This window comes from Halorarius halobius (genome assembly GCF_024298865.1).
In the GTDB taxonomy this organism is placed as follows: domain Archaea; phylum Halobacteriota; class Halobacteria; order Halobacteriales; family Haloarculaceae; genus Halorarius; species Halorarius halobius.
This window is the reverse complement of the sequence record NZ_CP101161.1, coordinates 2,790,157-2,809,847: the sequence shown is the minus strand read 5'-3', so window position 1 is coordinate 2,809,847 and position 19,691 is coordinate 2,790,157. Positions and strand designations below refer to the sequence as shown.

The window sequence follows — 19,691 nt, the reverse complement described above, 5'->3', positions numbered from 1 at the left end:
GTGGTCGTCAGTCCACCTCGAACCGTCCGAAGGCCGCCGCGCCGACCGTCACCATCACCACACCGGACAGCGCCACGACGCCGAAATCCAGCCACAGCGGGTACTGCGAGTAGCCGACCAGCGCCCCGCGGAGGCCGTCGATGCCGTACGTGAGCGGGTTGAGATACCCGAGATACTGGACGACCGTCGGGAGGTTCGACAGCGGGTAGAACGCTCCCGACAGGAACGCGAGCGGGAACAGCGTGAAGTTGACGAGCAGGTTGTACCCCTGCGTGTCCGAAAAGAGGGTCGCCAGCGCGAGACCGAAACCGATGAACGTGACCGCGATGGCGACGAGCATCACCGCCGCCAGCGGGAGGCCGAGGAGTCGCGGCCGGAACCCGAGCACGACGGTGCCCGCGAGGATGAGCCCCGTCTGTATCAGCGCCGTCGTCGCGCCGCCGAGCACGCGCCCGAGGACGATGCTCGTCCGCGGCACGGGCGCGACGAGTATCTCCTTCAGGAACCCCACCTCGCGGTCCGAGAGCACGGCGAGTCCCGTGAACGACGCCGAGAACAGCATGGTGAACCCGAGGATGCCCGGCACGAGATACTCGACGTAGCTCACGTCGCCCGGGACGCCGCCGAACTGGACGCCACGGAACCCGAACCCGAAGAACGCAAAGACGAGAAGCGGCGTGAGGAAGGCCCCGATGACCCGGGAGCGCGAGCGCCGGAACCGGAGGAGGTCACGTATCCAGAGCCCGTAGACGGCCAGCGGGTCGACCCGGAGCATCATTCGGCCCCCGCCGGTGCGGCGACCGGTTCCTCCCGAACTCGAGCGACCGGGCGACCCGTCAGTTCGAGGAACACGCGTTCGAGCGTCGGTGCCTCGACGCTGACGCCGGTCACGTCGGCAACCTCCCCCGCGGCGACGACCAGTGCGGGAACCCGGCGCTCCCCGTCGTCGACGACGACCCGGAAGCCGTCGCCCGCGTCGGCGACGGATTCGACCCAGGGGAACTCGCGGACGCGAGCGGCCACGGCGGCCCCGTCCGAGACGGCGAGGCTGACGGCGTCGCCGCCGAGCCCCCGCTTCAGCGCGGCGGGCGCGTCGCAGGCGACGACCCGGCCCCGGTCCACGATGGCGATTCTGTCACAGAGCGCGTCGGCCTCCTCCATGTAGTGGGTCGTGAGGACGACGGTGACGCCGGTGCGGTCGTTGAGCGCCGCGACGTACTCGCGGACGTCCTTCCGGGTGCCGGCGTCCAGCCCGACGGTCGGCTCGTCGAGGAACAGCACCTCCGGTTCGTGAAGCAGGCCCCGCGCGAGTTCGAGGCGGCGCGCCATCCCGCCGGAGTAGTCGCCCACCTTCTCGTCGCGGCGGTCGCCGAGGTCCACCAGCGCCAGCACCTCCTCGATGCGGTCGCGCCGCCGGTCGCCGGTGATGCCGTAGAGTCGGGCGTGGAACCGGAGGTTCTCGACGCCGGTGAGTTCCTCGTCGAGTGCTGGTTCCTGGAACACGACGCCGATGGCCTCTCGGACCTGCGCCGGGGCGGCGCGGACGTCGTGGCCGGCGACGGCGGCCGTCCCCGCGGTGGGTCTGGTGAGCGTACACAGCGTGTTGACGAGCGTCGTCTTCCCCGCGCCGTTCGGGCCGAGCAGACCGAACAGTTCGCCGGCCTCCACGTCGAGGGTGAGGTCGTCGACGGCCGTCACCTCGCCGTACCGCTTGGTGAGTCCGGCGACCTCGATGGCGTTCATACCCGTCCAACGGGCCGGAGCGACTTATCGACGCGGCTACCTGTCCAGCGACAGCCCCGCGTGCCAGCGGTCCGCGCCCGCCTCGGCTTTCGTCTCGTCCATCTCCCGCAGGATGGCCGCCGCACGCGACGCAACCTCGCCCGCACGCCGTTCGCCCTCGGTGCGGAACTCCCCGGTGACACGGTTGGCGTACACCGTACAGACGGCGCCCGCCCGAAGGCCGTAGAGGTTCGCCACCGTCAGGATGGCCGCCGCCTCCATCTCGAAGTTCAGCACGCCGGCGTTCTGGAGTTCATCGACGAGCGCCTCCGCGCCCTGCGCCTCGAACCCGCCGTGGCCGGGGCGCCCCTGTCCCGCGTAGAAGGAGTCCGTCGAGCAGGTGACCCCGGTGTGGTAGTCGTAGCCGAGTTCCTCGCAGGCCGTGACCAGCGCCGTCACCACCTCGCTGTCGGCCGTCGCCGGGTAGTCCTCGCGGACGTACTCGTCGGAGGTGCCCTCCTGTCTGACCGCACCGGTCGTGATGACGAGGTCACCCACGTCCATCCCCGGCTGAATCGCGCCACAGGAACCGACCCGCATGAACGTCTCCGTACCGATGTTAGCGTGCTCCTCGACGGCGATGGCCGCCGACGGCGAGCCGATGCCCGTCGAGGTGACCGTCACGGGCGCGCCGTCGTACGTGCCCGTCGCGGTTCGGTACTCGCGGTGGTGGCCCCGCTCCTCGCTGTCGTCCCAGAACGCCGCGATCTTCGGGACGCGCTCGGGGTCGCCCGGCAGGAGCACCGGGCCGTCGACGTCGTTCGGACCGACGCCGAGGTGGTACTGGACGTCGTCGTTGGGGTTCTCGCTGTCGCCCGTCATTTGCCCAGCGTCTCCGGCGAGATGGCGTTCGGGAGCAGTTCGCCCAGCGTGTACTCGCTCACTGTATCGCCCTCGTCACAGTAGATTGGAAGCGACCCGTCGCAGAACTCCGCGAGCGTCTGCCGGCACATCCCGCAGGGCGTGACGCCGTCGCGGTTCCCCGAGACGACGGCCAGCGCGTCGAACGACTCGTGGCCGTTCTTGACGGCTTCCGCGACGGCCACCTCCTCGGCGTGCAGTGAGTTCGAGTAGTTCGCGTTCTCCAGGTTACAGCCGACGAACACCGACCCGTCCGACGCTCGGATGGCGGCGCCGACCCGGTACTCCGAGTAGGGGACGTACGCCGAATCGAGCGCGTCGCGTGCGGCGTCGAGTAACTCGTCCATGGGCGGCGTTCGACGAGACGGCAAAAATAGCCACCGGACGCCCGGCCGCAGGAGGTGGGGGTTACCCGTCTTCCCCCGACTCGTAGTGGTCGCCGGCGGCCTCCGGGATGCGCGTCTTCCCGACGAACGCCAGCACGAGGATGACGGTGACGAACGGGATGATGCGGACGAGCGACGGCGGCAGGCCGGTCGTGCCGCTCGTCTGGAGCGTCACCTGGATGGCGTCCAGCCCCGCGAACAACAGCGTCGAGAGGAACGCACCCACGGGGTTGTAGTTGCCGAACAGGTACGCGACGATGGCGATGAACCCCTTGCCGTTGACCATCGTCGGGCCGTTGCCGGTGAACTGCCCGATGGACAGCGCCAGCGCGCCACCGCCGAGGCCGGAGAACACGCCCGACAGCGTCACCGCGGCGTAGCGGACGCGGGAGACGCTGACGCCCGCGGTGTCGAGCGCCTTGGGGTTCTCACCGGACGCGCGGACCCACCGCCCGAACGAGGTGCGATTGAGCAGATACCAGCCGACGCCGACCATCAGGAACATCAGATACACCGACAGCGACGCCCCCAGCAGGACGTCCGCGACGAACAGCGGCGGTCGGCTGAGTATCTCCACGGCCGACTGGAGCAGGCCGTCCACGAGGGGGACACCGAGGTCCGGCGCACCGAGTCGCTGGGGGATGGTCCCCTCCGCGGGGAGGAACCCGAGCAGTTCGGGCAGGGTGGGAATCGTCCGGACGCTCCGGGTGTTGGGGCCCCCGTACACCACCTGTGAGGCGAACGGGGCGAGGCCGAGCGCGATGAGCCAGACGGCAAGTCCCGCGATTATCTGGTCGGCGCGGAACTCGATGCAGACGACGGCGAACACCAGCGCCAGGAGCGTCGACGCGAGCACGCCGAGCAGGAAGCCGACGAGCAGGCTCCCCGTCACCTCCGTCATCCAGACGGCGACGAACGCCGAGATGATGAGGAGGCCCTCGAGCCCGATGTTGATGACGCCCGACTTCTCGGCGAAGATACCGCCGACGGCCGCAAGCGCGATGGGAACCGACAGCCGGAGCGCCGACCCGACCACCGACTCCGTGACGACGATGGACAACAGCGTCCCGAAGATGGAGTCCGGGAGCACGACCCCGAGCACGACGACTGTGACGACGGCCGCGGCGACGACTGCGACGCCGATGAGGCGGCGGCCGACCTGCTCGGGAGCGAGGGCATCCGCACGCAACCGGAGCCACGTCGAGAGGTCACTCATCGGCGCCACCTCCCTGTTCGCCCCCGTCGGCCGCGACCTGGCGGTCCGTCTCCACGCTGGGAGCAAACGGCAGTCGCGCACCCAGCATCCGGAAGAACTCCGGCATGGCGACGAACAGGATGATGAGCCCCCGGAGGACGCTCACTAGCTGTGGCGGCACGTCGGTGGCGAAGTCGACCACGATGGCGCCGGACTTCAACACGCCGAACAGCAAGGCCGCGAACACGACGCCGAGCGGGTTGTTGCCCGCCAGGATGGAGACGGTGATGCCGTCGAACCCGTAGGCGGGCACCCCGGTCTGGTACTTGCCGAGTATCAGCATCACGTACAGCGCCCCGCCGATGCCGCCGAGCGCCCCCGAGAGGACGAGACTGGAGACGACCGTTCGCTCGGCGTCCACGCCGCCGTACTCCGCCGCGCGCGGCTGGATGCCGCTGGTCCGCACGTCGTAGCCGAACGTCGTGTGTTCGAGCACGTAGTAGATGACGGCGACGAGCAGGAGCCCGAGCGCCAGCGCGACCAGCGAGAAGTCGGTCCGCGGGTCGAAGATGAGATGCGGGAAATCCGCGTACGCCGGGAGCGACCGCGTCTGCGTCGCGGCGCTGTTGGGGTCCTTGAAGTGGTTGAGCACGAGGTAGCCGACCACACCCGTCGCCACGAAGTTCAGCATGATGGTGGTGATGACCTCGTTGGCGTCGGCGTACGCTTTCAGCAAGCCGGGGATGGCGCCGTACAGCCCGCCGAACGTCGCGCCCGCAAGCAGTCCGAGCGGCACCAGCAACAGCGTGCCAGCGACGCCGGAGACGTACGGCGCGGTCCACAGCACCGACATGGCACTCGCGAGGGCGCCGACGACGAGTTGGCCCTGCGTCCCGATGTTGAAGATGCCGGCGCGGAACGCGACGGCGACGGACAGCCCCGTGAACACCAGCACGGTCGCCTCCCGGAGCGTGACCGCCATCTGTGCGTTCAGCGGATCGTAGCCCGCGCGAAACGGGACGACCGGGCCGCCACGGAACGGCGTGAGCGGTCCCCAGCCCTCCTTGAGCGGGTCGCCGAGCGCGCCCACGAACAGCCGGTCGTAGACGGTGACGGGGTCGTAACAGAACCCCACGGAGAACAGCCGCGGGAACCCGAACGGGGTCGGGTGGGTGAGCACGAACGCCGCCTGCGTGCAGTCGGTCATCCGGCCGGCGACGAGCACCAGTACAGTCCCGACGGCGATGGAGGCGACGAGCGCCGCGACGCTGATGGCCAGCCGCTCGAACCCCGAAGCCGTCACCAGTCGGGCGTACGCTCGGCGGAGCCGGTCGCGCCACGTCATTCGGCCCCTCCGTCGGCCGCCGTCCCGGAGGCGGCCGCCTGCTCGGTTGTCTCGGTCAGTCGCCGCGAGCCCAGGTCCCGGTCGGGCCGTTCACCGGCCATCAGCAGACCGAGTTCCTCCTCGGTCACGTCGTCGGGGTCGACGACGGCCATCAACTCGCCCTCGTACATCACCGCGAGGCGGTCGGACAGCGACTGCACCTCCTCCAGTTTCGAGGAGACCAGAAGCACTGCGGCCCCCTCGTCGCGCATGTCGAGCAGGCGGTCGTGGATGAACTCGGTCGAGCCGATGTCGACCCCGCGGGTGGGATGGGTGGCGACCAGAAGCGAAGGGTCGCGCTCGAACTCGCGACCGACGATGAACTTCTGCTGGTTGCCGCCCGACAGCGACGCCGCGGTGGCGTCGGCGTCCGGCGGCCGCACGTCGTACTCGTCGATGAGCGTCTCGGCGTGGTCGCGGGTCGCCGGCCAGTCGATGCGGCCGCGGTCCGCGAACTCGTCGTCGTGCTGGTTGCCGAGCAAGCCGTTCTCCACGAGGTCGAACTCCATCACGAGGCCGCGTTCCTGTCTGTCCTCGGGGACGTAGGCCATCCCAGCGGCGATGCGCTCGCGTCGCGACCAGTTCGTCACGTCCGTCCCACTCAGACCCACGCGCCCACTCGACGGCTCGCTCAGCCCGGTTATCGCCTCGACCAGTTCGGTCTGGCCGTTGCCGTCGACGCCCGCGATGCCGAACACTTCGCCCTCGCGGACGCGGAACGAGACGTCGTCGACGACGTCGACGCCCCGGTCGTCGGTGACCCCGACCCCTTCGACCGCGAGCGTATCGCTCCCGGGCTCCCGTTCCGGTTCGCGGACCTCCATGAACACCTTCCGGCCGACCATCAGCTCCGCGAGCTGTTCGCGGGTGGTGTCGGCCGCGGGCACCGTCCCGACGTTCTCGCCGTCGCGCAGGACCGTCACGTCGTCCGCGGCGGCCATCGCTTCGCCCAACTTGTGGGTGATGAAGATGATAGTCTTCCCCTCCGCGGTGAGTTCCTCGAACACGTCGAACAGGTCCTCGACCTCCTGGGGAGTGAGCACCGCCGTCGGCTCGTCGAGGATGAGTACGTCGGCCCCCCGGTACAGCGCCTTCAGTATCTCGACGCGCTGTTGGACGCCGACGCTGACGTCCTCGATGCGTGCCTCGGGGTCGACGTCGAACCCGTACCGCTGGCTCAACTCCCGGACCTCACGGCGCGCGCGCTCGCGGTCGACCGCCAGCCCGCCCCACTTGCGCGGCTCGTTGCCGAGCGTGATGTTCTCGGCGACGGTCATCGTGTCCACGAGCATGAAGTGCTGGTGAATCATGCCGACGCCGGCGTCGATGGCGTCCCGCGGCGAGTCGAACTGGCGCTCGGTGCCGTCGACGACGACGCGGCCCGCCGTGGGCTGGTAGAGCCCGTAGAGGACGTTCATCAGCGTCGTCTTCCCGGCGCCGTTCTCGCCGAGGAGGGCGTGGACGCTCCCCGCCTCGACTTCGAGCGTCACGTCGTCGTTGGCGACGACGCCCGGGAACCGCTTGGTTATCCCGTCGAGGTGGACGGCCTCGGTCATCCGCTCAGACGTTCTCGGGGTCGGTCGGAACGTCGATGTCGCCGTCGATGATGGACTGCCGCGACGACGCTATCTCGTCTTTCACCGACGACGGAATCTCCGAACCGAGCTGCTGGCCGTACACCGCGGCGACGCCGTCGTCGTCGAGGCCGAGTGCGGTCGTCGTTCCGCCCTCGAACTCGCCGTTCACCTCCGCCTCGATGGCGTTGTAGACGGCGGTGTCGACCCGCTTGACCATCGACGCGAGGATGACGTTCTTGAACGAGGACTTCGTCACGGACTGGTCGCGGTCGACGCCGATGGCGAACCGGCCCTGGTCCTGGGCGGCCCGGAACACGCCGGTGCCGGTGTTGCCGGAGGCGTGGTAGACGACGTCGGCACCGCTGTTGTACATCGACAGCGCGGCCTCCCGGCCGGCCCCGGGGTCGTTGAACGAGCCGACGTACGCCGTCTGCACGTCGACGTCGCCGTCCGCGGCCTTCACGCCGGCCGTGTAGCCGGCCTCGAACTTCTTGATGAGACCGGACTCGACGCCGCCGACGAAGCCTACGTTCGTGGAGTCGGACTGGGTGGAGCCGGCTCCCGCCGAGAAGCTCCGGGTCGTGAGCAGGCCCGCCAACTGACCGACGAGGTACGACCCCTCTTCCTCGGCGAACACGTAGGACGCGACGTTGTCGAACTGCTCGTCGCCCTCGCCGTCGTCGTCGGTGTCCTTCATCGGGACGGAGTCGACTATCTGGAAATGCTGGTCGGGGTACTGCGGCGCCGTCTCCGAGAGCGCGTCCGCCTGCAGGAACCCGATGCAGGACACCAGGTCGTAGTCGGGGTCCTGCGACTGGGCGAACTGCTGTTGGAACGTCCCGAACTCCGACACCTCCTCCGGCTGTGCGGACTGGTACTGAACGTTCAGTTCTTCCTCGGCCGCCTGCACCCCCTGCTGGGCCTGGTCGTTGAACGAGCCGTCGCCGAGTCCACCCGTGGCGTACACCATGCCGATGTGGGCCGCCGTCTCCATGCTGTCGCCCCCGTCGTCCGTGTCGGTGGTCTCGTCGTCACCGCCCCCGTCGGTGTCGGTCGGCGAACCGTCGTCGCTCGACGGTCCCCCCGTACATCCTGCCAGCCCCGCGAGGCCTGCGATACCCGTTGCCGTGACGAACCGCCGCCTGTCCAGTGGCATCTCGGTTCAAGAGCCGGGCCACCCCGGCATAAGGTCTGCGAAAGTTCCCCCCGGTTCGACTATATAACCCCGCCTCGCCCTCTCTATCGGAATTTCTCAGAGCTCTCGCTCGACGACGGCGCGGGCCCGGTCGACGAGCGCGTCCACCTCGTCGCTCTCCGCGTAGATGCGGACGTACGGCTCCGTCCCAGACGGGCGGACGAGCACCCACGAGCCGTCCGGGCGGTCGATGCGGACGCCGTGGTCGGTGTCCACCTCGCCGTCGGGGAACGCCTCGGGGAGTGCCGTCTCGATGGCCGTCATCGCCTCCGCCTTCCGGTCGTCCGGACAGGGAACCGACAGCTTCCGGTAGGGTCGCTCCGCGACCGGCTCCCGGAGCCCGGAGAGGCCGCGCTCGGCGACCAGTCGTGCGAACACTGCGGCGCTGGCGACGCCGTCGATCCACGGTCCGTGGACCGGGTGGATATGCTTCCACGGTTCGGCCGCGAACACGACCACCGTCTCGTCGTCACCGGCGGCACGGACGCTGGCGATTCCCTCGTGGAGCGCCCCCAGTCGGACGCGCTCGACTCGGCCGCCCTCGGCGTCGACCCGCTCGTCGATGCGCCCGGACGCGTTCGGCGTCGTCACCACCACCGGGTCGGCCGCGTCGCTCGCGGCGACGAAATGCGCCGCGAGCACGGCGACGACGGTGTCCTCGTGGACCACCTCGCCGTCGCCGTCGACGACGACGACCCGGTCGGCGTCGCCGTCGTGGGCGATTCCGAGGTCGAACTCCCCCTCGCGGACGAACGCCCGCAGGTCCCCGAGGCTCTCGGGCGTCGGCTTCGACTCCCGGCCGGGGAAGTGGCCGTCGACCTGTGCGTTGAGTGCGACGACGTGGGCCCCCATCGCGCGCAACACCTGGGGCGTCGCCACGGCGCTCATCCCCGTCCCGCAGTCGACGGCGACGGAGAGCCCGTCGAGCGATGCCCCGTGGGAGTTCGCGTACTCGACGACTGCGCTCCGATACTCCGCGAGGACGTCCACCCGCTCCGTGTCGCCCCAGGCGTCCCACTCGGCCGGCGGGGCGTCGTCGACGACCCGTTCGTCGATGCGCCGCTCGGCGTCGCGGTCGTACTCTTCGCCGTCGACGAACAGTTTCAGCCCGTTGTCGCCGGGCGGGTTGTGGCTGGCGGTCACCATCACGCCACGGCGGCCGCGGGAGGCGGACGCCAGCGCCGGGGTGGGCACCTGCCCGACGCGGACGACCCGGGCGCCCGCGGAGGTCAGTCCGGCTTCGAGCGCCGCGGCGAGCGCGGCGCCGGTCTCGCGGCCGTCACGGCCGACGACGAACTCGTCGCCGTCGCGGCCGGCCGCCCGCCCCACCGCGAGCGCTAGCTCCGGGGTGACGCGCTCGCGGACGTCACCGCGGATGCCGGCGGTTCCGAAGAGGTCCATACGGGGAGAACTCCCCTCGGGCACTTATCTCTGTTCTCGCAGGCTCAGAGTTCGACCCCGCTGGGGATGAGCGAATCCGAGCGGCGCAGGTCACCGTCGGGACCGTAGACGAGCAGCGTCCCCTTCTCGTGGTCCAGCGTCGTCTCGCCGTCGACGGTGACGACGAGCCGGTAGCGATGTTCCTCGTCGGCCTCGTCGCCCCCGCGGGCCGAGCGGATGAACGCGAACAGCTCCTCTTTCGGTGCGTTCACCTCGAGGATGAACTCGCCGGTGATGCGGTTGGTCACCCCGAGCACGCCCCCGTCGCCGTTCTGGAGTCTGTACGCCACGTCGAGTGCCCCGGCGTCGAGTGGGTCCCCCGAGTCGTCGGTGAGGCGGTCGACGAGTCGGTCTGACGGCCCGTCGAACTGTACGTGGACCGTCGGTAACCCGGAGGGGTCGTCGTCGGTGACCTCCAGGGTGAAGTAGTCACGCCTCATTCCGTACCGTACAGTTCGACGGCAGGCGGCAAGAACGTAACGCCTCCGGGGGTCGTCGGCCGCTCCCGACAGCTTTTATTCCCACCCGGTCGCCGTCCGCGTATGGCCTGGGTCCGGTCGGAGTACGCTGGCGAACTCGCCGTCGTCGCGGCGTGGCTGAGCGCCCTCCTCCCGTGGACGGTGTCGGTCACCACACAGCGCGGCGTGAGCTTCGTCGTCATCCGGTTCCCGCTGTTCACGTTCCAGTTCCTGTTCGGCCTCGATCTGGGGTCGGCGGCCCAGCCGTTCCACCTGGTCACGGCGATGCCGGCGCTGGCCTCGAACCCGACGAACCGGCTGGCGTATCTCGCGTGGCTCGCCGCCGCCGCCGTGCTCGGGGCCGCACTCCTGCTCGCGGTGGCGTACTACGGATGGGAACAGCGCATCGAGGCGGGCCGGGTGGACCCGGTTCGGCTGATGGGGGTCCTGCTCGGCGTCGCCGGCGTCCTGCTCGCCGCGAGCACGGTCCTGCTCTGGCAGGGGTACTTCGGGCTCACCGCCCCGGTGGGGGCGGTCATCGTCCCCGTGCTGGGCGGCGTGCTTCTGGCCGTCGAACGAACCGATACGCCGTCGTGACTGCCGAAATCTCGGGGTGGATTTATGTCTCGTCAACCTGAACACCCAACGAACGTGGGGGAATCGACCGACGAAACAATGTCAGAACCGGACGACGGGGGTTCTACGGGTAACGTTGTCGACCAGCTGAAACGAGCCGTCGAGATGCTCCGGGGCACCCACCTCAGCCTCGAGACGTACGACCCGGCGAAACACGGTTCGCTGGTGAGCGAGAGCCCCCCGACTGACCTGGAGGAAGTCGACCGCTACTGGCTCAACGCACCGTTCGCGTACGTCTCGATTCTCCACGACCCCGTGGAGAACGAGCACCAGTACCACGTCGTCGAACCCCGACTCGACGCCGCCGAGGAGGACCTGCTCGAGACGCTGTACGACGACGTCCGCAACCCCCTGTTGTACGCCGACGACGATGGCGACCCCGAGACGCTCCTGCGGACGGAGCTCCGCAACCGGCTCGAGGAGTTCGGTATCGAGACCGACACGAACGGGTTCTACCGGCTGTTCTACTACCTGTGGCGGCGGTTCCGCGGCTTCGGGCGCATCGACCCCCTGATGCACGACCCGCACATCGAGGACATCTCGTGTGACGGCTACGACATTCCGCTGTACGCCTACCACGAGGACTACCAGGACATCGAGACGAACGTCACCTTCCGGAAGGAGGAACTCGACTCGTTCGTCGTCCGCCTGGCCCAGCAGGCCGGGCGACATATCTCGGTCGGTAGCCCGGTCGTCGAGACGACCCTCGAGGACGGCTCGCGGGCGGAGCTGGCGCTGGGCGAGGAGGTGACGCCCCGCGGCTCGGCGTTCACCATCCGCAAGTACAGCGAGGAGCCGTTCACGCCCATCGACCTGCTGGAGTTCGGCACGTACTCGCTGGAACAGATGGCGTACCTCTGGCTCGCCATCGAGAACAACAAGAACATCATCTTCGCCGGCGGCACCGCCTCGGGGAAGACCACCTCGATGAACGCCATCTCGATGTTCATCCCGCCGCGCTCGAAGCTCATCTCCATCGAGGACACGCGCGAACTCGCGTTGCACCACGACAACTGGCTGTCCGCGGTGACGCGAGAACGACTGGACGAGGAGTCGAACATCACGATGTACGACCTGCTCCGGTCGTCGTTGCGACACCGCCCCGAGTACATCCTCGTCGGCGAGGTGCGCGGCGAAGAGGCAATCACGCTGTTCCAGGCGATGAACACCGGCCACACGACGCTGTCGACGATGCACGCCGACTCGGTTCAGACGGTCATCAACCGCCTGGAGAACGAACCCATCAACGTGCCCCGTGCGATGGTGCAGTCGCTGGACGTGCTTTGCGTGCAGGTGCTCGCACGGTTCGGCGGCGAGCGGGTCCGCCGCGCCCAGACCGTCGCCGAAATCGAGGGCATCGACCAGCGCACGGGCGAACTCGACTACTCGAACGCCTACGAGTGGCTCGCTACCGACGACTCCTTCAGGGAGGGCAACCGGAGCCTGCTCGACGAGATACGCGAGGAGCGGGGCTGGTCACAGTCGGAACTGCTCCGGGAGATGCAGCGGCGCCGTCGCTTCCTGAACCACCTCTGGGAGGAGGGCGTGACCCAGTATCAGCAGTTCACGGCGATGGTCAACCGATACTACGCGGACCCCGAGCGGGTGATGGAGCGCATCGGCGAGTCGGCGGCCGAACCGGAAGCGGAGGCCGCCGACGACTGATGTGGGTCTTCGTCCCTCTGGGGCTGGCGCTTCTGTTGCTCGCGGCGCTCGCGGTGACGACGGTCTCCTCGTGGCTCGACCGCATCGCCACCCGGCTGTCGTGGGCGCTGTTCGGCCGCCTCGAGTTCGACGACCGGCGGCGCGAACGGAGCCTCCGTGGCGCCGGCATCGGGACGCCGTACCGCGTGTACGCCGCAAAGACCAACCTGTTCACGCTGGTCGGCGCGCTCAGCGGCGCGGTGCTCGGCATCTACGTCGGCGCCGCCGTCATCAGCGTGGTGGAGACGACGGAAGCCGGGACGAGCCTCGTCGAAACCGCGGCCGGGGTAGTTCCGGACTGGGCCGCCAGCGCAGAACCGGGCTACTTCACGGTGCTTGTCCTGGCCAGCGCCCTGTTCGGCCTCCTGACCGCGGCACTCATGTACGCCATCCGGTGGCAGGTGCCCAGCATCCGTGCGAACACCCGTCAGCGACAGATAGAGGCCGGGATGCCCCGCACCATCGCGTTCGTGTACGCGCTCTCGCGTGGCGGGATGGCGTTTCCCGACGTGATGCGGACGCTCGACCGCAACCGCGGGGTGTTCGGGACCGCGGCAGACGAGATGGGCGTCGGCGTCCGGAATATCGACCTGTTCGGCGACGACCTCGTGACCGCGGTGCGTGACCTCGCCCAGCGGACCCCCTCCGACCAGTTCCAGAAGTTCACCGAGAACCTCTCGAGCGTGCTCCAGTCCGGTCAGGACCTGTCGACGTTCCTGCGTGACGAGTACGAACGGTACAGCGAAGCCGCCGAGGACCAACAGCGGCGCATCCTCGACCTGCTTGCGACGACCGCCGAGGTGTACGTCACGGTCGTCGTCGCGGGGATGCTGTTCTTACTCACCATCCTGCTCATCATCGGTCTCACCAGCGGCGGGATGCTACTGGTGTTGCAGATACTCACCTACGCCGTGCTCCCGGCGACGAACGTGCTGTTCATCGCGTACCTGACCGAGATAACACAGCCGCTCCGAGCGAGCAAGGATACCCTCGAGGAGGAGACGCCGGGAGCCGGCGACCGTCCTGGAGACGGGGTCGAGCCGGTGCGGGCCGATGGTGCCGGCGTGCTGTCGGAGCGCTCGCTCCGGAACCGCGACCGACTGCACGCGTACCGTCGGCTCAAGGGACTGCTGTCGACGCTCTCGAACCCGTTCGAGGCGCTGATATCGGAGCCGACCCTGCTTCTGTACGCGACGGTCCCGCTCGCGGTCGGGTTCGTCGCCGTCCGCGTCCAGGCGATGTTGAGCGCCGGGGCGTTCAGCGTCGGGGCGTTCGACGACGTGCTCGTGCAGGCGACCCTGTTCGTGCTGGGGACGTTCGCCGTCGTCTACGAGATACAGCGCCGGCGGCTCGAACGGCTCGAGGACGCCGTGCCGGACCTGCTGGAGCGGCTGGCGAGCCTCAACGAGGCCGGCGTGGCCGTCGTCTCCTCGTTCGACAGAGTCCGCGAGAGCGACGTGGGTGCGCTCGACGAGGAGGTCGAACGCATCTGGCGGGACATCCAGTGGGGTGCGACCGTGACGGACGCGCTCGAACGGTTCGAATCGCGGGTCCGGACGCCGTCGGTCACGCGGACGGTGACGCTCATCACGAACGCCCTGCGTGCGTCGAACGAAATCGGCCCGGTGTTGCGTATCGCCGCCGAACAGGCGCGCAACGACCGACGGCTCAAGGAACAGCGCAACCAGGAGATGTTCACCTACGTGCTCGTCATCTACGTCGCGTTCCTGGTGTTTCTCGTCGTCATCGCCGCGATAAACTTCATCCTCATCCCGGCGCTCCCGACCGGCGGGAGCGGGCTGGGGGCCTCGGTCCCGGGGAGCATCACCGTCTCGGAAGCGGAGATACGGGCCTACCGGCTGGCCTTCTTCCACGCCGGGCTCGTCCAGGCGATGCTGTCGGGGCTCGTCGGCGGGCAGATGAGCGGCGGCTCCATCAAGGACGGGGCGAAACACGCGAGCATCCTGCTCGGTGTCGCGTACCTCGCGCTCCTGTACGCACAGAGCGTCAGCGCGACGGCGGCACCGCTGGCGCTGTTGCCGCTCTGAAACCGGGCGACATTTCCCCGGCGGCGACCTCCGGCCCGTATGGACGACCGACGGGCGGTGCGTGACACCTACGACCGCATCGCCGGCCACTTCGCCGCCACCCGCGAGTACCCGTGGCCGGAGGTCGGCGAGTTCCTCGACGGGCGAACGGGCGCGCTCGCGCTCGACATCGGTTGTGGGAACGCCCGGCACGCCGAGTCGCTTTCGACCCACGCCGACCGGGTGGTCGGGGTCGACCTCTCGCGGGGACTGCTCCGGGCCGCAGTCGAGCGCGCGGCGGAGCGCGGCTTCGACGTCGACCTGGTGCAGGGCGACGCCGCGCGGCTCCCGGTCCGGACCGGCGTCGTCGACATGGCCGTCTACGTGGCGACCGTCCACCACCTCCCCACGCGGGCGTTGCGCGTGGCGAGCCTCGACGAACTGGGGCGCGTGCTCTCGCCGGACGGCCGCGCGCTCGTGAGCGCGTGGAGCACCACCCACGACACGTTCGACCGCGAGTCGGGGTTCGACACCACCGTCGACTGGACGCTCCCCGACGGCGAGACCGTCGGTCGGTTCTATCACATCTACGACCCCGACGAGTTCGAGCGTGACCTGGCGGCGAGCGCACTGTCCGTCGAACGCTCCTTTCTCGCCAGCGGCAACTGCTATGCCGTCGTCGGTCCCGAAGGGAAACGCACATAGGCGGAGGCGGAGTACGGGCCGGTGCGAGACCACACGTCGTCGGTGAGGCGCCGGTGGTGAGCGGTTCCGACGGAACCGCGAGCCCGGGTGCACTCGCCGTCGGCAAGCGCGCCGGTGGTCTAATGGTATGACTTTGGCCTTCCAAGCCAACGATCCGGGTTCAATTCCCGGCCGGCGCATTCCTGCCGAACGGGGCTACCCCGCCCTGGACTCGGAGTTCGTCGGTGGTGACTCCTGTATGGGAGGGGTGGGGTCGTTCGATAACATCGGACATCGAACAGAACAGTAGACGACCAGTTATCGGCGGCCATTTTTATCAAGTGGGCCGGGCGGGTCGTTTCAATGCCCAAAAATACCCGGGCTTTTATAATTCCGGACGGGAGCGATTCGGCCGTCAGTCCGGGATACAGCCGTCGAAAATACCGAATACGATTTAACGGTCGAGTCGAATCTCCGTTCAGACCCGAATGTTTAATCCTACACGAACCGACCATCGGTCAACTCCGTTCGGGGGGCAGTAGACAGATGGCAGACTTCTCATGGGATGACGCGGACGAGCGGGGAGAAGAGGCGACCGACGGCGGGACCGCCGTCGCGTCCGAGGCCGACGCGGAGACGACGGACGACACCGAGGCGGTCGACGGGCGAGAGCCCGAGGAGCCGCCCGAGCAGGACCGCGGTCTCGTCGCGGACCACCCGATAAAGGGGGAGGTGCTCCGCGAGGCGAAGGCGTGGTTCAACGACGCGGACCTCGACGAGACGTTCGCCACCGCGCCGTCGACGAACTTCATCAAGACGAAACTGTTCGACTTCTCGTATCTCGACAGCTACGACGAGGTAGAGCGCATCTGGGTGAACAAACCGTTCGCGTACGTCTCCATCCTGCGGGACCCACAGACCGACAAACTCCGCTATCACGTCCACGAGCCGATACTGACGGAGTTCGAGGAGTACGTCCGCGAGGACCTGGTGAAGATACTCCGCAACTCACTGATGTACCAGGACCTCGACGACGGCGACGACCGCGAGGCCGTCTTCGAGCGGAAAGTCGACGAGATAATCGACGACCACGCCGCCGCCACGGTCGAGGACGGCACCCTCCACAAACTGAAGTACTACCTCATCCGCGACTTCGTCCACCTCGGTCCCATCGACCCCATCATGCGGGACCCGAACATCGAGGACGTCTCCTGTGACGGGGTGGACATCCCCGTCTACGTCTACCACTTCGAGCACCGCGACCTGCCGACGAACATCACCTTCGACGGCCAGGAGCTGTCGTCGTTCGCTCTGCGGCTTGCCCAGCGTGCCGGCGAGCAGATATCGGTGTCGGAGCCGCTGATGGACGGTACCCTGCCGGACGGCTCCCGCGTGCAGTTGACGTTCGGCTCGGACGTCTCTACCCGAGGGTCGAACTTCACCATCCGGAAGTTCGCCAACATCCCGTTCACGCCGGTCGACCTCATCGAGCGTGGAACGTTCTCGGTCGAGCAGATGGCGTACTTCTGGATGGCCATCGAGAACAACCGCTCGCTCATCTTCTCCGGCGGGACGGGGTCGGGGAAGACCACCTCGATGAACGCTGTCTCGATGTTCATCCCCGAGGACTCGAAGGTCGTCTCCATCGAGGACACCCGCGAGATTACGCTCCCTCACGACAACTGGATTCAGAGCCTCACGCGCGACTCCATCACCTCGGAGGGTCGCGGCGAGGTGTCGATGTACGAACTGCTCCAGGCCGCGCTCCGCCAGCGCCCCGAGTACCTGCTGGTCGGGGAGATACGGACCGAACAGAACGTCGCGTTCACGTTCTTCCAGGCCATCGGGACGGGCCACACCGCCTACACGACCATCCATGCCGAGAGCGTCGCGGGCGTGTTGAACCGACTGGAGAACGACCCGCTGTCGGTGCCGACCCAGATGATACTCGACCTGGACATCATCTCCGTCCAGAAGCAGACGTTCCTCGACGGCGACCGGGTGCGCCGCAACGACGGGGTGACCGAGATACGCGCGGGCGACGACGGCGGCGAGACGGTGCGGGCCATCGACGTGTTCAACCGCGACGCCGACGCCGACGCCCACCAGAAGATGAACAACTCGCAGGTGCTCCAGGACATCGCCGACGACCGTGGCTGGTCGAAGAAGGAACTCGCCCAGGAGCGCCGCAAGCGCGAGGAGTTCCTCCAGTACCTGCTCGAGAACGACATCACCGGCTACCACGAGGTGACGAACGCCATCCACGCGTTCGGCAACGAGGAGGTCGAACTGATGCGGCAGATAGAGGAAGGAACGCTCAGCCCCGCTGACCTGACAGAATGAGCCAGCCCAACGTCGACGACTCGGCCCCCGTCCCCGAGTACGAACTGGACCAGTACTTCCCGGACCAGCGCGACCTCTCGAGCGAGGAGCGCGACCGCCTCCGCGACCAGCACGGCTACGTGCGGACGTTCTTCAAGACGCGGCCGGAGTCGTTCCGCGACATCCAGCGGTGGCTCAATCAGGCGCGGTTCGGCGAGACCTACGACGTCTACCTCGCCCGCGCGGTCCGCTACGCCGCACTGGCGGCGGTCGTCGGCCTGCTCGTCGGTGCGGCGCTTGCCGCCCAGCTAGCCAGCATGGATGCGTTCGCCCGCCTCGCTGGCGTCGCCGGGACCGGCGCGTCGGTGACGACCTACCTCGTCGGGAGCCTGCTGACGGTGCTTTTCGTCGTGGTCTGTGGAGCCGGCACGTTTCTCGGCCTGTACTACTACCCGCGGAACGTGGTGGCGAGTCGGCGCAACTCCATCGACATCCAACTGCCCCACGCCATCGTCTACATGTACGCACTCAGCCACGGGGGGATGAACACGTTCGAGGTGTTCGAGGAACTCGCGGACGCCGAGGGCGTCTACGGCGAGGTGTCAAAGGAGTTCGACATGATAGTCCGCGACGTGGAGCTGTTCGGCAACGACCTGTTCACGGCGTTGCGCGACGCGCGGAACCTGACGCCGTCGGACAACCTCGAGCAGTTCCTCGACGACACCATCTCGGTGCTCGACTCCGGCAGTGACTTCTCGCATTTCCTCGAGGACGAGGCCGAATCGTACATGGACGAGGCACGGCAGAAACAGGACGAGTTCCTCGACACCCTGTCGGTGCTGTCGGAGGTGTTCGTCGTCCTGTTCGTCGCCGCGCCGCTGTTCCTCATCGTGACGCTTCTGGTCATCAGCCTGCTCGGCGCGAACTCGCTGACGCCCACGTACATCATCATCTACGCGGTGTTGCCGCTGGCGATGGCGGGCTTTCTCGTCGTCGTCGACTACCTCTCGCGGCCGTACGCGCAGAACTCCGGCGAGGTGGAGATTTCGACCGCCGACCGGGGCGGTGACGTCTCGTCCGACGCGGTCGAGGGACACCCCCTGTTCGCCGAGTACGAGGAGCGCAAGCGCCGCGACGACCTCTGGGAAACGGCGACGAACCCCATCGACCACCTCAAGAACCAGAACCCCCTGCTGTCGCTGGTGGGAACGGTGCCGCTGGCGTTCCTGGCGGTCGGCGTGCTCGTGGCGTCCGGGCAGGTCCCGCTGTCGGTCCAGGGCATCACCCAGAACGCGATTCCGGCGACCATCGGCTACTTCGTCGTCCCGTTCCTCATCACGGCGCTCCCGCTGACGGTGTTCTACGAGATACAGCGCCGGCGCCGCCGAAAAATCGCCAAGCGGTTCCCCGACACGCTCAACATCCTCTCGAGCGCGAACCAGATGGGCATCCCGCTGGTCGACTCGTTCGAACTCGTCTCCCGGTGGTCCGAGGGGACGATGGCCGAGGAACTGCGGAAGGTCCGCAACGACATCAACTGGAACTACGACGTCCAGCGCGCGCTGCTGTCGTTCGCCAACCGCCTCCAGGTGCCTCAGGTAACCCGGACGATGAACCTCATCGCCAAGGGCTCGCGCTCCTCGTCGGACCTGGCGAAGATAATCTCCATCGCCGCCGAGGACACCCGCAACCGCCACCAGATAGAGTCCAAGCGGAAAAGCGAGATGAAAGCCTACACCGCAATCGTCATCATGGGCTTTCTGGTGTACCTGGCGGTCATCGTTCTGCTCGATACGTCGTATCTCGGCCCCATCGGGGAGATGGCCGGCGAAGCCTCGGGCACCGCCAACGCCGGACTCGTCGACATCACGAAGGTGCCCGTCGACGCCTACCGGACGGTGTTCTTCCACTCGGCGCTCATCCAGGGCATCGGGAGCGGACTACTGGCGGGCAAACTCGCCGACAACGACGTGCTCGCCGGCCTGAAGTACAGCATCGCGCTCGTCGCGCTTGCGCTTGCGGTGTTCCTGTTCATCTGAC

General features: G+C 68.0%; 16 protein-coding genes and 1 tRNA gene. 7 read left to right on the top strand and 10 right to left on the bottom strand.

All coding sequences use genetic code 11. From position 1 onward, the window contains the following. Positions 1 to 7: 7 nt before the first annotated feature. From NL112_RS15010 to NL112_RS14965, 10 genes are all read right to left on the bottom strand, one after another. A complete protein-coding gene (locus NL112_RS15010) occupies positions 8 to 775 on the bottom strand; it encodes an ABC transporter permease (RefSeq protein ID WP_255152609.1) in 768 nt (255 codons plus the stop codon). Further along, the gene (locus NL112_RS15005) at positions 775 to 1,743 is read right to left on the bottom strand and encodes an ABC transporter ATP-binding protein (protein ID WP_255149656.1); all 969 of its coding nucleotides are present in this window, start codon (positions 1,741 to 1,743) and stop codon (positions 775 to 777) included. Before NL112_RS15005 ends, NL112_RS15010 begins: the two co-directional genes overlap by 1 nt. 36 nt (positions 1,744 to 1,779) lie before the next feature. Then, the gene (locus tag NL112_RS15000) at positions 1,780 to 2,604 is read right to left on the bottom strand and encodes a nucleoside phosphorylase (protein ID WP_255149655.1); all 825 of its coding nucleotides are present in this window, start codon (positions 2,602 to 2,604) and stop codon (positions 1,780 to 1,782) included. After that, entirely contained in the window at positions 2,601 to 2,990 is a 390-nt protein-coding gene (cdd, locus tag NL112_RS14995; protein ID WP_255149654.1) for a cytidine deaminase, read from the bottom strand. The genes NL112_RS15000 and cdd overlap by 4 nt, the downstream gene beginning before the upstream one ends. A 61-nt stretch (positions 2,991 to 3,051) precedes the next feature. After that, entirely contained in the window at positions 3,052 to 4,245 is a 1,194-nt protein-coding gene (locus NL112_RS14990) for an ABC transporter permease (RefSeq protein ID WP_255149653.1), read from the bottom strand. Beyond that, positions 4,238 to 5,569, bottom strand: coding sequence for an ABC transporter permease (locus NL112_RS14985; protein WP_255149652.1), 1,332 nt, complete (start codon positions 5,567 to 5,569; stop codon positions 4,238 to 4,240). Before NL112_RS14985 ends, NL112_RS14990 begins: the two co-directional genes overlap by 8 nt. Then, the gene (locus NL112_RS14980) at positions 5,566 to 7,164 is read right to left on the bottom strand and encodes an ABC transporter ATP-binding protein (protein WP_255149651.1); all 1,599 of its coding nucleotides are present in this window, start codon (positions 7,162 to 7,164) and stop codon (positions 5,566 to 5,568) included. Before NL112_RS14980 ends, NL112_RS14985 begins: the two co-directional genes overlap by 4 nt. Positions 7,165 to 7,168: 4 nt before the next feature. Continuing rightward, positions 7,169 to 8,341: a BMP family lipoprotein gene (locus NL112_RS14975; protein ID WP_255149650.1), complete on the bottom strand. Its 1,173-nt coding sequence runs from the start codon at positions 8,339 to 8,341 to the stop codon at positions 7,169 to 7,171. Between the two features lie 96 nt (positions 8,342 to 8,437). Beyond that, positions 8,438 to 9,781, bottom strand: a complete 1,344-nt coding sequence (locus NL112_RS14970; RefSeq protein ID WP_255149649.1) for a phosphohexomutase domain-containing protein — start codon at positions 9,779 to 9,781, stop codon at positions 8,438 to 8,440. A gap of 44 nt (positions 9,782 to 9,825) precedes the next feature. Continuing rightward, positions 9,826 to 10,260, bottom strand: a complete 435-nt coding sequence (locus tag NL112_RS14965; RefSeq protein ID WP_255149648.1) for a DUF5793 family protein — start codon at positions 10,258 to 10,260, stop codon at positions 9,826 to 9,828. Positions 10,261 to 10,362: 102 nt separating this feature from the next. Here NL112_RS14965 and NL112_RS14960 point away from each other — a divergent pair, with 102 nt between their 5' ends. The 7 genes from NL112_RS14960 to NL112_RS14930 all read left to right on the top strand — a co-directional run bounded on the left by NL112_RS14960 (position 10,363) and on the right by NL112_RS14930 (position 19,690). Beyond that, entirely contained in the window at positions 10,363 to 10,875 is a 513-nt protein-coding gene (locus NL112_RS14960) for a DUF7549 family protein (protein WP_255149647.1), read from the top strand. A 78-nt stretch (positions 10,876 to 10,953) separates the two neighbouring features. Continuing rightward, positions 10,954 to 12,579, top strand: a complete 1,626-nt coding sequence (locus NL112_RS14955; RefSeq protein WP_255149646.1) for a type II/IV secretion system ATPase subunit — start codon at positions 10,954 to 10,956, stop codon at positions 12,577 to 12,579. Further along, entirely contained in the window at positions 12,579 to 14,666 is a 2,088-nt protein-coding gene (locus NL112_RS14950) for a type II secretion system F family protein (RefSeq protein WP_255149645.1), read from the top strand. Before NL112_RS14955 ends, NL112_RS14950 begins: the two co-directional genes overlap by 1 nt. A gap of 39 nt (positions 14,667 to 14,705) precedes the next feature. Continuing rightward, entirely contained in the window at positions 14,706 to 15,350 is a 645-nt protein-coding gene (locus NL112_RS14945) for a class I SAM-dependent methyltransferase (RefSeq protein WP_255149644.1), read from the top strand. A 108-nt stretch (positions 15,351 to 15,458) separates the two neighbouring features. Then, positions 15,459 to 15,529: transfer RNA gene (locus tag NL112_RS14940), tRNA-Gly, on the top strand. 346 nt (positions 15,530 to 15,875) lie between these two features. Beyond that, the gene (locus tag NL112_RS14935; RefSeq protein WP_255149643.1) at positions 15,876 to 17,672 is read left to right on the top strand and encodes a type II/IV secretion system ATPase subunit; all 1,797 of its coding nucleotides are present in this window, start codon (positions 15,876 to 15,878) and stop codon (positions 17,670 to 17,672) included. Next, positions 17,669 to 19,690, top strand: coding sequence for a type II secretion system F family protein (locus NL112_RS14930; RefSeq protein WP_255149642.1), 2,022 nt, complete (start codon positions 17,669 to 17,671; stop codon positions 19,688 to 19,690). The genes NL112_RS14935 and NL112_RS14930 overlap by 4 nt, the downstream gene beginning before the upstream one ends. Position 19,691 lies beyond the last annotated feature (1 nt).